At 60.6% G+C, this 13,404-nt stretch carries 15 protein-coding genes; 6 read left to right on the top strand and 9 right to left on the bottom strand.

Annotated elements, in window-relative coordinates:
- Nucleotides 1–44 precede the first annotated feature (44 nt).
- From HTT03_RS01300 to HTT03_RS01290, 3 genes are all read right to left on the bottom strand, one after another.
- The gene (locus HTT03_RS01300; RefSeq protein ID WP_174858076.1) at nucleotides 45–1,190 is read right to left on the bottom strand and encodes a 2Fe-2S iron-sulfur cluster-binding protein; all 1,146 of its coding nucleotides are present in this window, start codon (nucleotides 1,188–1,190) and stop codon (nucleotides 45–47) included.
- 2 nt (nucleotides 1,191–1,192) lie between these two features.
- Nucleotides 1,193–2,233 (bottom strand): aromatic ring-hydroxylating dioxygenase subunit alpha, encoded by a 1,041-nt coding sequence (locus HTT03_RS01295; protein ID WP_174858075.1) that lies wholly within the window; start codon nucleotides 2,231–2,233, stop codon nucleotides 1,193–1,195.
- A 107-nt stretch (nucleotides 2,234–2,340) separates the two neighbouring features.
- Nucleotides 2,341–3,243, bottom strand: coding sequence for a LysR substrate-binding domain-containing protein (locus HTT03_RS01290; RefSeq protein WP_174858074.1), 903 nt, complete (start codon nucleotides 3,241–3,243; stop codon nucleotides 2,341–2,343).
- Nucleotides 3,244–3,475: 232 nt separating this feature from the next.
- On the opposite strand from HTT03_RS01290, the gene HTT03_RS01285 reads away from it, so the two are divergent.
- The 4 genes from HTT03_RS01285 to HTT03_RS01270 all read left to right on the top strand — a co-directional run bounded on the left by HTT03_RS01285 (nucleotide 3,476) and on the right by HTT03_RS01270 (nucleotide 6,240).
- Nucleotides 3,476–3,829 carry an MliC family protein gene (locus tag HTT03_RS01285; protein ID WP_174858073.1) on the top strand — a complete coding sequence of 118 codons (354 nt, stop codon included), beginning with the start codon at nucleotides 3,476–3,478 and terminating at the stop codon, nucleotides 3,827–3,829.
- 316 nt (nucleotides 3,830–4,145) lie between these two features.
- On the top strand, nucleotides 4,146–4,433 hold the full coding sequence (locus HTT03_RS01280; RefSeq protein ID WP_174858072.1) for a DUF1127 domain-containing protein: 288 nt from the start codon (nucleotides 4,146–4,148) through the stop codon (nucleotides 4,431–4,433).
- Between the two features lie 90 nt (nucleotides 4,434–4,523).
- Nucleotides 4,524–4,811, top strand: a complete 288-nt coding sequence (locus HTT03_RS01275; protein WP_174858071.1) for a hypothetical protein — start codon at nucleotides 4,524–4,526, stop codon at nucleotides 4,809–4,811.
- Nucleotides 4,812–4,971: 160 nt separating this feature from the next.
- Entirely contained in the window at nucleotides 4,972–6,240 is a 1,269-nt protein-coding gene (locus tag HTT03_RS01270; RefSeq protein ID WP_343035604.1) for an MFS transporter, read from the top strand.
- A 15-nt stretch (nucleotides 6,241–6,255) separates the two neighbouring features.
- On the opposite strand, the gene HTT03_RS01265 is transcribed toward HTT03_RS01270, so the two are convergent.
- From HTT03_RS01265 to HTT03_RS01240, 6 genes are all read right to left on the bottom strand, one after another.
- Entirely contained in the window at nucleotides 6,256–7,356 is a 1,101-nt protein-coding gene (locus HTT03_RS01265; RefSeq protein ID WP_174858070.1) for an HPP family protein, read from the bottom strand.
- A 177-nt stretch (nucleotides 7,357–7,533) separates the two neighbouring features.
- The gene (locus tag HTT03_RS01260) at nucleotides 7,534–9,402 is read right to left on the bottom strand and encodes a monovalent cation:proton antiporter-2 (CPA2) family protein (protein WP_174858069.1); all 1,869 of its coding nucleotides are present in this window, start codon (nucleotides 9,400–9,402) and stop codon (nucleotides 7,534–7,536) included.
- On the bottom strand, nucleotides 9,399–10,376 hold the full coding sequence (locus tag HTT03_RS01255) for a pirin family protein (RefSeq protein WP_174858068.1): 978 nt from the start codon (nucleotides 10,374–10,376) through the stop codon (nucleotides 9,399–9,401). The genes HTT03_RS01260 and HTT03_RS01255 overlap by 4 nt, the downstream gene beginning before the upstream one ends.
- Nucleotides 10,377–10,388: 12 nt before the next feature.
- Nucleotides 10,389–10,691: a GNAT family N-acetyltransferase gene (locus tag HTT03_RS01250; protein WP_174858067.1), complete on the bottom strand. Its 303-nt coding sequence runs from the start codon at nucleotides 10,689–10,691 to the stop codon at nucleotides 10,389–10,391.
- Nucleotides 10,692–10,702: 11 nt separating this feature from the next.
- Nucleotides 10,703–11,404: an alpha/beta hydrolase gene (locus HTT03_RS01245; protein ID WP_174858066.1), complete on the bottom strand. Its 702-nt coding sequence runs from the start codon at nucleotides 11,402–11,404 to the stop codon at nucleotides 10,703–10,705.
- Nucleotides 11,401–12,330, bottom strand: a complete 930-nt coding sequence (locus HTT03_RS01240; RefSeq protein WP_174858065.1) for a ring-cleaving dioxygenase — start codon at nucleotides 12,328–12,330, stop codon at nucleotides 11,401–11,403. Before HTT03_RS01240 ends, HTT03_RS01245 begins: the two co-directional genes overlap by 4 nt.
- 111 nt (nucleotides 12,331–12,441) lie before the next feature.
- Here HTT03_RS01240 and HTT03_RS01235 point away from each other — a divergent pair, with 111 nt between their 5' ends.
- Entirely contained in the window at nucleotides 12,442–12,783 is a 342-nt protein-coding gene (locus tag HTT03_RS01235) for a winged helix-turn-helix transcriptional regulator (RefSeq protein WP_174858064.1), read from the top strand.
- Between the two features lie 173 nt (nucleotides 12,784–12,956).
- On the top strand, nucleotides 12,957–13,388 hold the full coding sequence (locus tag HTT03_RS01230; protein ID WP_174858063.1) for a DoxX family protein: 432 nt from the start codon (nucleotides 12,957–12,959) through the stop codon (nucleotides 13,386–13,388).
- Nucleotides 13,389–13,404 lie beyond the last annotated feature (16 nt).

The raw sequence follows: 13,404 nt of genomic DNA, 5'->3' as shown, positions 1-13,404 counted from the left end.
GATCGGAGGCTTCTTAGCCTGTAGACAAGCGGAATACAAATCGATCAGAGATCGAGCACAACAACTCCCTTGGGGCGGCTGCAACAGATCAAAACCTCCCCGGCTTGCGGCATCTCCAACGGTTCTTCGACGTATTCCACTTCGCCCGATATCAATTGGCATTTACACGCGTTGCAAATCCCCGCACGACAGGTGAACGCTGGCTCTAGCCCCGCATTTTCAGCGAGTTGCAAAAGCGACCCCTGTGCGGCGTCCCAGGCCACTGTGGTTCCAGAGGCGCGGAACTCGACCTGTGCGTTACCGCTTGCCACCGGAGCGCTATCTGCCTCAACCGTCTCTTCCGACGCCCAAGCGTCAGGATTTGTAATATTGGCAAGCGACCGGATCGCCGCCGTTGCACCCGAAGCAGCGATTTGCGGCGCGGTGTCTGCTTTGCTGGTTTTTAGCGACGTCGCTTTGCCAAAGAACTCATAGGCAATCCGGTCCTCTGCCACGCCAAGCTCTCGCAGAAGCTGATAGATCGCAGCCATGAAGGGCGTTGGACCACAGACGTAGGCCTCGTAGTCACCAATCGGGACATGGTTGCGCAGGAAGGTCTTGTCGATCACGCCTTCCGCATCAAAAAGGTTCGCGCGCCGATCTGCGTCAGTTGGGTTGCGGTAGATGAACCGGGCCTGAATTTTATCACTGACCTGAGCCAAGACCTCCTCGCGCAGCGCATGTACCCGCCCGTTTTCGCAGGCGTGGATAAAGTGAACCTCCCGATCCGTCTCGGCCAAGCGGTGCAGCATGGCGACCATCGGCGTTAGCCCTACCCCGCCGGACAGCAGCAGCACCGGGCGTTGGCTGGTTTCGTCCAGAACGAAACTGCCCCGCGGCGCCGCGATGTCGAGCTTGTCGCCCACCTCAACCCGGTCGTGCAGCCAGCAGGACCCAAGTCCGCCCGGCGCGCCATTCGCCCCCGCCTCCCGCTTTACAGTAATCCGATAGTGGCGCATTTCCGAAGGCGCGCTGGACACTGAATAGGTCTTGAGCACCGGCCCATCTGGCCCCGGCACACGCAGGGTCAGGTATTGGCCGGGTTTGACCTCCCAAAGCGCTCGGCCATCGCAGGGCTCTAGGTAGAAGGAGGTGATAATGTCACTTTCCGCGACCTTATCCGCCACCCGAAACGCGCGAAACTGGGCCATGGTTACTGACTCATCTTGGCATCTACCATTGCCTCTTCGGCAATCATCGCCTCCAACTGTCTGCGAAAGCGCAGCTGGCCCGCGTCGATCCCAAGGTCGATATGGGGGGAGGTTTTCTCTGACATCCCCATTTGCACCGCATCCAAGACTGCGCGGTCTTCTTCAAAGGCTTTGCGCACGTCCTCGCTCATCATCTTTGACAGGTCTTCGTCGTCAGGACGGACGTTGCGCAGCTGGAACCAATAGTACCGCGTCTCAGTGGCAGTTGTCGGGGTCATGAAATTGTAGCTGTCCATCACGAAGGTCTTTTCATGCAGCGGCCCATCGACCCCGCCGGTGCCAGCCGGGGTAAAGACAGCACGGATCAGCGCATGGCTCGGATAACGCACTTCGTAGTGTTGAAGCCGGTCGCAATTGCCTTCGAACTCAATCACCTTTTTGTAGAAGGGTGCAGGTTCGTGATCCATCATCCAACGATGCACGATTACTCCGGTATCGGTCTTCGTCACGCGCAAAGGGGCGTCCTTGGTCTGAGCGGAGGCAAAGGAGCTTTCATGCACCCAAGCGACATGGGTCGGGTCCAACAGGTTGTCGCACATCAGCAGGTAGTTGCAGTTCAACTCCATCGCCGCGCCGCGGTTCAGGCCCCATTCGGGGCTGTCGAAATTCGGAATGTCGATAATGTCTTCAGGGTCGGCGATGGCGGCATTGCCCATCCAGATCCAGACCAACCCGTATTTCTCATGCACCGGATAGGGCCGCACCCGCGCCGCCGAAGGAATACGCCCCCCGCCCGGCGCCCAGACACATTGCCCCGCGCAATCAAAGGTCAGACCGTGATAGCCACATTCGACGTTGTCGCCCTTGATCCGCCCTTTGGACAGCGGCAGTTTGCGATGCGGGCAGGCATCCTCCATCGCAATGACCTCGCCCTCGCTGTTGCGGAACATGCAGATCTTCTCGCCCAGAACTTTTACTTGGGTCAAAGCGTTTGCGATCTCTTCGCTCCAAGCGGCGACATACCATGCATTTTTCAAGAACATGAGGTTTCCTTGCTAACGTAAACTACCGGCGTTTCGCCGTAAGGATACGTCGCACTGCGGGCCAAAAAAACCGCCCATTTGTTTCGTTACCATTTAGCATACCTAAACTATCCGGGGGCTTCTGAGAGCACCCAGTTCAGGAAGTTGCGGTGCGTGTCATTCTCCATCACCCCCGGTCCCCAACAGATGTAATAGGGTTCAGGCATAGCGATTGAAGCCTGCGAAAGTCGGATGAGCCGCCCAAGCGCGAGGTCGGCAGAGGCAAACGACATCTGCGCCAATGCAATGCCTTGGCCAGCGGCCACTGCTTCGATCGCGGAACTGGAAAGCGAGTGGACCGAGGCCGCACGCTGCGCAGGCTTTGGCAGCCCTTGCGCCGCGAGCCATGTGCCCCACCGGGGAACGCTGCTGTAGGCTGGCCCCCAATCGATATCCACCCAAGGCAGGTCAGGCAGGCAAGCGGGATCAAGCGCCTGCGGATGTGCTTTGAGGAATTCAGGCGAACAGACCGGAAAACAGGCGTCCTGATACAAGGCCCGCGCATGAGGGAACTCTTGCGAAACAGCACCATAGGTCAGCCGAAACATATGATCGAGAAATTCTGGCTCCGGTTCGCCGTGGGTCGCCTCAAGCCGGATGGAGGCGGGGCCAAAGCGGGTCTCAAACTTGTGCAACCGGGGTTGTAGCCATTTCAGCAAAAGCGTGGGCAGCCCCGATACATAGATGTCGTGGTCCGAGGTCTGTTGCGCCAAAAGCACCTGCGCCTGCCACAGTTTTTCAAACCCTGCCGTCAGAACCGCATGATAGGCCTGCGCCTTGGGAGCGACTGCAGCGCGGCGGCCATCCTTGACGATCAAAGGGATGTCCATCTGCGCTTCAAGCAGTTTGATCTGCTGGCTGATCGCGCCCGGTGTGACTCCAAGCGCACGGGCCGCTGCGGTGACAGAGCCCAGACGGCCAAACGCTTCAAAAGCCTGCAACGCCCGCAGGGGAGGCAAATTCGATCGCATAGACAGCCTAAATCGTTTGGGGTTGAAGCAACCCAAGTTGCTATCACGGATAGTCGCGGAATTTTCGCCAAACGCAAGGGTGCCGCTTGGGTCTTTGCGTGAACGGTGAGCGGCCCTGCCAGCCTCGCGCAATCGACCGTCAATCAGCCCACCTTGCAGACCAGTTGCCTGCGGACTACCTCAACGAGAGGCCATCACTCCCCCTTGGCCCTCACAACATAGGATATAGACCATGCGTTTAACCCTCGCCGCCCTCGCCTGCTCTGCATTGGCTCTCCCAGCCACAGCAGAGACGACCCTGAACCTCGCGCTCGGCCCCATCGATACCGTCGAGACCATTAGCTATGACTGCGAAGGCGCCGATCCTTTGCGGGTACAGTTTGTGAACGCGGGCGAGAACGCGCTTGCGCTGACGGAGATCGACGGTGCGATGCGGGTTTTTGTCAACGTCGTTTCGGGGTCGGGCGCCAGCTATGTCTCGGGCGCTGACACCTTGTCGACCAAAGGCAGCACAGCGCTTTTGGAGAACCAGATGAACGAGACCAAAGTGCAATGTGAGCAAACCGGCGACATGCCACAGCAATAACCTCTCACGCCCCTCGCGGGGCCTGTTGAGACAGAAGGTCGCAGGCCGCCCCCCATGCTTGATAAGCCTCTCGGGGCGGCCCATGTCAGAGGCATGACGATGTTCAGACTTCATACGAGGTTCCTGCCGAACGCAGGAAAAACACTGAACCGCCGGTAACCCCGGGCGGACCACCGCGCTGTCGCGTGTTCCGGCCTCGGGGTTCATTCGATCTCAGGATCAATCCAAATGACGGACGCCCATGCCCGCCTTTCAAGTGAGGCCGGGCAAGAGGTTATGTCCGTCGCGGTTCAGCCATCTCGTTACGGAGGGTGTCATGTACGCCTATTTCATCGCCAATTACGCCCCATTCAAATCATCTCCGGCCTCGCCCAAACCAGTTGGACGCTTTGCCGCCAAACCCGGTGCGCTGCGCCGTGGCCTGCAGGCGATCCGCCAAAGCTGGAAACGGCGACAGACGATTTATGCTTTGCAAGAACTGGACGAACACGTCCTGCGCGACATTGGCCTTCAGCGGGAGCAAATCCCGATGATCGTTAAGAATATGCACGCCAATGACACGCGCAGGAGCGGCACGACCCCCCTCACGGCACAGGCCGCGTAGACGCCGATCTCGCGCCTCACCCGGCAACTGCGCTGCCCAGAACATAGGTGCCGTTGCCCTCATATGCTTGCCTATTAGAGGATAAATAAGATGATGCTTTGCAAAGCCGACTTCGAAGAACTCTTTCCTGAACTGTTCGAAAAGTCCCGCCGCACCCCTGCGCTACCTTCTGCGGATTGCGTGGCCCGTTGGGAAGACGACGGCGGCGCACCTGCGGTTATGGACAGGACCGCCATCAACAGGCCATGGCCCGCGCAGGCCGTCGCGCCTATGGTCGCGGCAGTTTTTGGCCTCGCGGCGATCCACTCTGCCATGCAGTTTGGCAAGGTGGCCATGCCCCCGGCGCGGCGGATGCTGGATGTGGTGGAGACGCGGTAACCTAGCGGGCACAGAGCTGTACCCCGCGCCACCCCTGCCCACACAACATCAAGCTCCGGCCTGCGCCGGGGCTTTTTTCTTCAACAGAACCAATATTCTCAGTTAGGCTCGGTTATGGAAGTCTTTGAGGCTTCAGCACCGCTCAGGAGCAAGCCGTACTGTGCCGCAAACTTTCCGCACCCTGCTCGCCCCGGTCAGAGCCCTGCTTGGCGGGACGGCACTGTTCATGGCAGGCAACAGCCTTTTGGGGGTCATCCTGCCCCTGCGGTTGGAGGCTGCGGGCTATCCCGTTGCGCTGACCGGGATCGTGATGGCCGCCTATTACATGGGGTTGGCCTTTGGTGGGCTATACACCAAACGTGTCATTCTGCGGATCGGTCATATCCGCGCGTTCTCGACCTTTGCCGCGCTCACAGCGGCTGTTTGTCTGGCCTACGGGTTTTTCGAGTTTCCCGCCGCTTGGGTGCTGTTGCGAGCCATTAACGGCTTTTGCATCGCAGGTATGACCACCTCTATCGAAAGCTGGCTGAACGAGCGCAGCAGCAACGAAACCAGAGGCCGGGTGCTGGGCTATTACATGCTGGTTTTTTATCTGGCGATTGCCATGGGGCAGACCTTGGTGAACGCAGGTACGGGCGGGGGCAGCGATCATCTGATGATGGCTTCGACCCTGATCGGCCTGTCGCTGATCCCCATCGCCATGACGCGCTTGGGCGAGCCGAACCTGCGAACCTCGCAACCGCTCCACATTCGAACACTGTTTGAAGCCTCACGCGTTGGTGTGGTCGGCGCGGTGGTTGCTGGGATGCTCGTGGGGTCCTTCTACGCGCTTGGCGTGGTCTTTGCGCGACAGATCGGGCTGAGCGTTACCGAGGCGGCCCTGTTTATGAGTACCGTTGTCCTTGGGGGCCTCGGCTTTCAGGTGCCGGTGGGGATGCTGGCAGATCGCTATGATCGGCGCATCGTGATGTCGTGTCTTTTGCTGGCTGTCGGCATCTCATGGGGGCTGTTGTCGAGCGCTTTGGCCGGGGGCGTTCCATTGCCCGTCCTCATCGTCATGGCGCTGGCCTTTGGTGGCGCAATCAGCAGCGTCTATCCCCTCTGTGTGGCGCAGACCTTCGATCGGTTGGAAAAGCGGTTCTACGTGGCGGCTTCGGGGCGATTGCTAATGGTCTACTCCATCGGTGCCACGGTCGGGCCGCTTCTCGCCTCGCTCCTGATGTCGCTTTTCGGGCCAACGTCGTTCTTTGTGTTCGAATCCGGGGTCGCCGTGCTCTACGCGCTTTTCGTGCTGACCACCGTCCGCAGCCGGGGCGCGTTGCCCAAAGAGGGGCGTGAGAAATTTGTCCCCCTGCCCGATATTTCGCCCGTTGCCGTCACACTCGACCCGCGCACACCAGAGGAAGAGGATACCGCCCAAAGCGCTTGAAGCGTCGACCTTCAATCACGCGGCGGCGCGTTCGTCCGCGCCTTGAAGCAACAGACGCATAATGTCAGTGCGGGTGATGATGCCGACGAGCGCGGTGTCTTTCACCACCGGGATCACATCGCTCCCCTCGTTCGCAAGCCGGTTCAGCAAGACCCCCACCGGGAGGTCATGTGGCACTGCGCGATTTGCCGAATGCATAACCTCCGCAACGCGCCGCCGAAGCACGCGCGGCCTGCGCGCCAACGGGCGGGCCTGTGCCGCGATCAGATCAATGAGGTCGGCCTGTAGGATCACGCCGCGCAAGGTCTCCCCATCCGCTGCGACGACCGGCAGGCTTTTGATCCGATGTTTGCGCAATAACCCTGCCGCGTCTGCCAATGACGTCTCTGGCCGGACAGTGACCAGATCGGTCGTCATGATATCGGCGCAGGTTGTCCCATCAAAACGATGCTGTGCCGCTTCGGCCTCCGCAGCGGCCAGAAGACGGCCAAGGTCAGCAACACCAAGGTTCGTGGTCTGGTTATAACGGTCCAGCAATTCGCCAAGCTGTTCCGTCGACAGCCCCAGACGTGGCGGCGCGTGATCCGGCTCTTCCTTCGGCAAGCGAAAAGGGTACTTTCGCCCCGTCAGCCGGTTATAGACCGTGGCACTAAGCACCAGAACCACCGTCGCCAGTCCCAGTGGCACCAAGGCAAACCAAGGCCCCGCTGCAAAGGCCGCCTCTGGGTTGAGCGCGGTGAGCAGTGCCACCGCCCCGCCCGGCGGATGCAGGGCGCGCAAAAACATCATCGCGGTAATCGCGGCGCCGACAGCAACGCCTACAGCCAATGGTCCGGGGATATACCACACTGCAACCAGCGCCACTAAAGCCGCGCTGATATTACCGACAACCGCCGACCAAGGCTGCGCTAGGGGCGAGTTCGGCACACAGAAAAGCAAAACCGCCGTCGCCCCCAAAGGGGCCACGAGGTAAAACGAAGCCTGGCCATAGATCGCGCTGATATAGGCCAGCCCCACACAAAGGCTGATCCCAATGAGCGCCCCGATCCCCGCCCGCAACGGCTCGCCGTTGTGGAACCGGGGCAAAGCCGGCTCAAGGTGGTGCCAAATTCGCATCTGCTGTCTCCCCCGCCCATGGCACGCCGCGTGCCCGCGCAAAGCCCAATGCTCTGCCTATGGCGGTTTGCGCGGGGAAACTGAACACCGCGGCTTGGAAAAAGGGCGCGGCTTCTGCGATTTAGCGCGGGGAAAGAACAGGCTGCCTTCGAAATGGGGGATCAGACGAATGTCTTGCTACCTGCCCCGTACCGGCTCTGGCGTGATTGCCGCAACGATCTGCGCACGCTCGCTTTCGTCCCGCGCAGCAGTGATCTGTTCGGCCAGCCGTTCAGAATCGCGTTTGCGCAGGCGGGCAATCACGTCGTCTGCGTCCCCGTCGGCATAGCCCAAGGCCCGCAGGGTCAACCCGCCAAGCGCCAGCGCAGAGAGCCATGTCTCCCGCAGGATCGCGTCATTCGGCACCCCTTCGCCCGCCAGACGGACCGCGTGGATACGGTCATGCGCGCGGGCGAGCAGCTTTGCGTTCGGGAATTTGCGATGCACGATTTTGACGATCTTCAGCGTGGTGTCAGGATCATCCGTGGCCACGACAATCACCTTGGCGGTCTCCGCCCCGGCGGCGGCCAGCACATCGGCCCGCGTGCCGTCGCCAAAATGCACCCGCTCATTAAACCGCTTGGCCTCGCGAATACGGTCGGCGTCATGGTCCAGCAGGGTAACCGACACGCCCTCAGCCAAAAGCGGCTGCGCCACCAATTGGCCGACCCGACCGAATCCAATGATCAACACGCTGCCCTCGGCATCTGTGTAATCCTCGTCAATCGTTTCTCGGGCGGGTTGCCGGACGACCAAGCGATAGGCGCGGTCCGCTTGTGATGAAAGCGCCATTGATAGGGTGACGATTGCCACGACGATTGATGACAATTCCTGCGGCAGCAACAGGGCAGAACTGGCGGCGGCGAACAAGACAAAGCCGAATTCCCCGTGCTGCCCCATGGCAAAGGCAATGCGCAGCGCGATGGGATGCGGCGTGCCAAAGGCACGGTTCACCACATAAGCGCCCAGCCCCTTCAGCGCGACGGTGATCGGCACAGCCAGCAGAATAATCAGCCAATTGTCAGCCACGGCGCGCAGATCAAGCGAAAGCCCCACGGCGACAAAGAACAACCCCATGAACAAACCCCGGAAAGGCTCGATATCGGCCTCGACCTCATGCCGGTACGAGGATTCCGCCAACATCACCCCGGCGATAAACGCCCCCATCGCATAGGAAAGCCCCGCCGCTGCCATGATCAGCGCGGCAAAGACCACAACACCGAGCGCGGCAGCGGTCATCAGCTCCGGCGTGCGGGTACGCGCGATGATGCGAAAGATCGGGTCGAGTGCATAGCGTCCGATGAGGATCAGCGCAGTGATGGCGCCAATGCCGATGGCCGTGGCTTGCAGACTGTCTGCCAAACTCGCTTCCTCGCCCGAAGGGGCCAGCAGCGTGACCAGCAGCAAAAACGGCACGATGGCGAGGTCTTCGAACAGCAAAATGGCAAAGGCGGTTTGACCAAAGACCGAATTACGCTCCCCGCCGTCGTCAATGCCGCGCATCACCAGCGCGGTGGATGACAGCGCCAGCCCCAGCCCGACAATCAGCGCCACGCGCCATTCAAGCCCGACAAGCAGCGCCGCAGCGGTCAGCAGCGCCGCGCAGACCATCACCTGCACCAGCCCCCGGCCAAAGATCGTACCGCGCATTTCCCACAAACGCGCCGGACGAAACTCCAACCCGATAACAAAGAGGAACAGCACCACACCAAACTCGGCGAAATGCAAAAGCTCACCGGGATCGCGGGTAAAGGAGATCGCAAGCACGATCCCCGCCACCACGCCAGCCACCAGATAGCCGATCACAGTACCCAGCCCCAAGGCGCGGGAAATTGGCACGAAGATACAGGCCAGCGCGATCAGCGCCAATGCTTCGAGAAAGGCCAGCTCCATACCGACAAGGCCGAACATGCTGCGGGCGTTTTCCGCTTCAGCAGCGAATGCCGGTGCGCCCGTCGCGGTCAAGAGAACCGGAAGGGCGCAGAGGGCTGACAGGGCTGACTTCATGGGTAGAATACGCCCCCTTCGGCACGCATGATCTTGGGTTTGCCCTCGGGCGCGGGGATGAACTCTTCCTCATCGCCCGGCACGGTCTCGAACCGGCCCCGGCGCCATTCCTCCCGCGCCTGCTCAATGCGGTCCTTGCGTGATGAGACGAAGTTCCACCAGATGTAGCGCGGCCCTTCCATCGGCGCACCGCCAAAGAGCATGAAACGCGCGTGATCACCGGTGCCATCGTCAACGCCTTTGACCGTGACCTCATCCCCGGGCCGCAGGACCAACAACTGCCCCGGCTCGAAAGTATCGCCAGAGACATCGATCTTGCCGCGAATGGTGTAAAGCGCGCGTTCCTCGGTATTGGCCACGATGGGCGCTTTCGCTCCGGGCGCGAGGGTGATGTCGGCGTATAGCGTATCTGAGGCTGTCTTAAGCGGAGAGGTTACGCCAAAGGCAGAGCCTGCGATAAGCCGCGCCGTCAGCCCGTCGGCATCAACCGTTGGCAGATCGGTCTTGCCGTGATGCATGAAATCGGGGTCGGACTCCTCTTCATTCTCAGGCAGCGCCATCCAAGTTTGCAGGCCGAACAACCGCTGGCCGGTCTTTTTCCGTTCGGGCGAAGTGCGTTCCGAATGGACGATCCCCTTGCCTGCTTTCATCCAATTCACCGCGCCGGGCTCAATCGCGAGATCGGTGCCAAGACTGTCGCGGTGGTGGATTTGTCCCTCAAACAGATAGGTCAGCGTGGCGAGGTTGATATGCGGATGCGGGCGCACGTCGATGCCCTGATCGGTCAGGAACTCCGCCGGACCCATCTGGTCAAAGAAGATGAAAGGCCCGACCATTTGGCGTTTTTCCGATGGCAATGCCCGGCGCACTTCCATTTCGCCAAGATCGACCGCGCGCGGCACAATCAGGGTTTCAATGGCATCAACGCTTTCGGCATCACCGGGGACGGGATCGGGGCATGGGCTCCAACTCATCGCAGAACTCCTTTATGGGTTTTTCTTTTGTAGCACATCCTGCCATTCCGCGTGACGCTCAATCTGCGCTTTGGCGAAGGGGCAAAGCGGAACGATCTTGCGCCCCTCCGCGCGGGCATCCTCGACCCCGCGTTTGACCAGCGCCTGACCGACACCGCGCCCGCGCAACGCATCCGGGACGCCGGTGTGGTCAATGATGATCGTGCTTTCGCCCATGCGGGAATAGGTCATCTCGGCCTCATGCCCATCGACGACAGCGAAATAGCGACCCTTGCTGTCACCCTCTTCGCGAGTGATCTCAAACTCATTGTCCATCGGTGCTCCCTTCATGCCTTGTTCAGATGTTTACGCAGCCAAGCGGCCTCTTCTGCGATGATGCCGTGGCCCGCGCCGGGGATGACCAGCGTGTCGACCTTGGCGCCCATCGTGCCCAACACCTTAGCGCTTTCGCGTACGCGGGCCAGTGGGATATGCGGGTCTTGTTCGTGGCAACCGATCAACACCGGCACGTCTGACAGCTGCCCATCGTAGTCAAAGGTTTTAGCTGGGCGGTCATACAAATCAGCACGCGGCGCACCGCCCGTCTCGCCGGTACCGACCAAACCACCTGACAGCGCAGCCACAGCGCGGAATGGACGGGCCAGCCGTGCGGCAGCCTCAATCGCCAGACAAGCGCCTTGCGAGAACCCGACCAGTGCGACCTGCTCGGGGCCAAAGCCCTGCTCGTTCAGATCATCCAGCAGGTTCGAGACAACGCTCAGCCCACTGCTTAACCCCGGCTCATTGGCCTCCAGCGGCGCAAGGAAACTGTCCGGCCACCACGACCGCCCCGCCGCCTGCGGTGCGAATACCGCCACGTCCGGCAGAGCGAGGTGATCGGCCAAGCCGACCATATCCTCCGGCCCGCCACCTCGGCCATGGATCATCACCAACGCCAGCCGCGCGCGGTCCAGCGAAGCACCGGATGTCACCAAACGTTGCTCCGCATGAGGACCGGAGCCGCGGGTTTTTGTCTGTACGCCGCTCATGATGGCACCCGGATTTCTGGCAGAACCTGCTCGATACGGGTGCGGTGCGCCTCGTATTTTTCGGGCAGTTTCAGCGCTTCCCCTAAATGTGCCGGGTCTTCGTCCACGGCAAATCCGGGCGGATCGGTGGCAATCTCAAACAGCACCCCACCCGGCGTGCGGAAGTAGATCGCGTCGAAATACTGCCGGTCGATCACCGGCGTCACCTCTTGCCCGATTGCCGAGAGCCGCTCACGCCATGCCAGTTGCTCCGCTTCATCCCGCGCCCGGAAGGCGACGTGGTGAATGGTGCCTGCTCCGGGCCGCCCGATAGAACGTGCGTCCGAGGTCATGAGATCGACCGCAGAGCCGCGCTCAGGATCGGTCGATCGATAGCGCACGCGGGTCTCTTTGCCGTCTGTGCCGCCCGTCGCGGTAGCATCTTCGCCTTCGCGCTCATAGCCCATCGCCTCCAGAACCCCAGCAGTGGACGCGATCTCATCAAGCCAAAGCGTGACGGAGTGAAACCCCTCATCCTTCGCCCCGCCTTCGATCAGCTCCACGCGCAGCCCGTCGGGGTCTTTCAACGCGATGGCCCGCTCACCAAAGCGCTCGAACGGTCCATCGAAATCAATCGCGGCCTCTGCCAGATTGCCCATGCGCTGATCAAGATCAGGGATCGCATAGGCCACGGCAGAAGCCATGCCCGCGCCTGCACGGCCGGGGCCAGCATCCACGAAGGGGAAGAAGGTCATGATCGATCCGGGCGCGGCGTCCTTATCCCCGTAATAGAGGTGATAGGTGCCGGGATCGTCAAAGTTCACGGTGCGCTTCACCAGCCGCTGACCAAGGGTACCAACCCAGAAATCAAGGTTATCCTGCGGCGGGCCAGAGATCGCGGTGACATGGTGCAGACCGGGGATGGCCCGGTTTTCGGTATGAGACATGGTACTCTCCTTTCAGCGCAAATAGCATGTAAGAAGAAGCCATTGGCGCATTGTGTTCGTCCGTTGAGGCCATATCTAGGACGCAAGTCACCTATTGAAAGTCGTTACCAAATGGAAACCACACAGAAAGCCAATCCTGCTTCGGATGAGACGGTCGAGGTTAATATGCCCTGTGGGGCGGACAAGCTTCTGCGTAAGCTCTGGGGCCAATGGAAAACCCATGTGATTTATGTGCTGGGCGAAAAACAGGCCTGCCGTTTTGGCGTCCTACGCCGTCAGATTGACGGGATCTCGCCCAAGGTTCTCACCACCCGCTTGCGTGAGTTAGAAGCCGACGGGCTGGTCTGGCGTGAGCAGGAAAACACCATTCCGCCAAAGGTCACCTATGGGCTGACCGAGACAGGTCTTGCCGTCCATGCGGTGCTGAAAAACATCGAAAAGATCGACGTCTGACAGCGCAGTTCAAGGGAAGCGGCTGTGGTCGAGCCACTCCCAAGCGCAACCCACGCATTGCGCGATTACATCCCGCATGGAAGCAATAAACTGCCAAATCTCCGTATTATAAACCGCGGCGCAATGGTCGATATAGGGCGCAGACAACAGACACGCTCATCAGGAGATACACCATGACCTTTGAAACCAACACCAATGTCGGCGCCACTCTCGCCCGCCTGTCGCTCGGCGTCGTTCTTTTGGCGCATGGCTTGCTCAAGCTTTTCGTCTTTACCCTGCCCGGCACCGTGGCCTTCTTTGGCAGCCTCGACCTGCCCGCCATCGCCGCCTATCTGACTGTTTTCGCCGAAGTCGTCGGCGGTGTCGCCATCATCGCCGGTCTCTATACCCGTCTTGCCGCGATCTTGTCGCTGCCGGTTCTGATTGGCTCGCTCTGGGTTCACCTCGGCAACGGTTGGCTGTTCAGCAACGAAGGTGGCGGCTGGGAATTCCCCGCGCTGCTTGTGGCACTGGCTGTCGTTGTGGCCATCCAAGGCGGCGGTGCCTTTGCCCTGCGCAAACTGCCAGTGATTGACGGTTTTATACCGCAGGCGTTGAAGGCTTAAGTCTTCGCCTTACCAT

The sequence above is a fragment of the Sulfitobacter maritimus genome, assembly GCF_013346665.1.
GTDB classification, from domain to species: domain Bacteria; phylum Pseudomonadota; class Alphaproteobacteria; order Rhodobacterales; family Rhodobacteraceae; genus Sulfitobacter; species Sulfitobacter maritimus.
The sequence above is the reverse complement of the archived record's forward strand: the minus strand, read 5'-3'. Positions and strand labels throughout refer to the sequence as shown.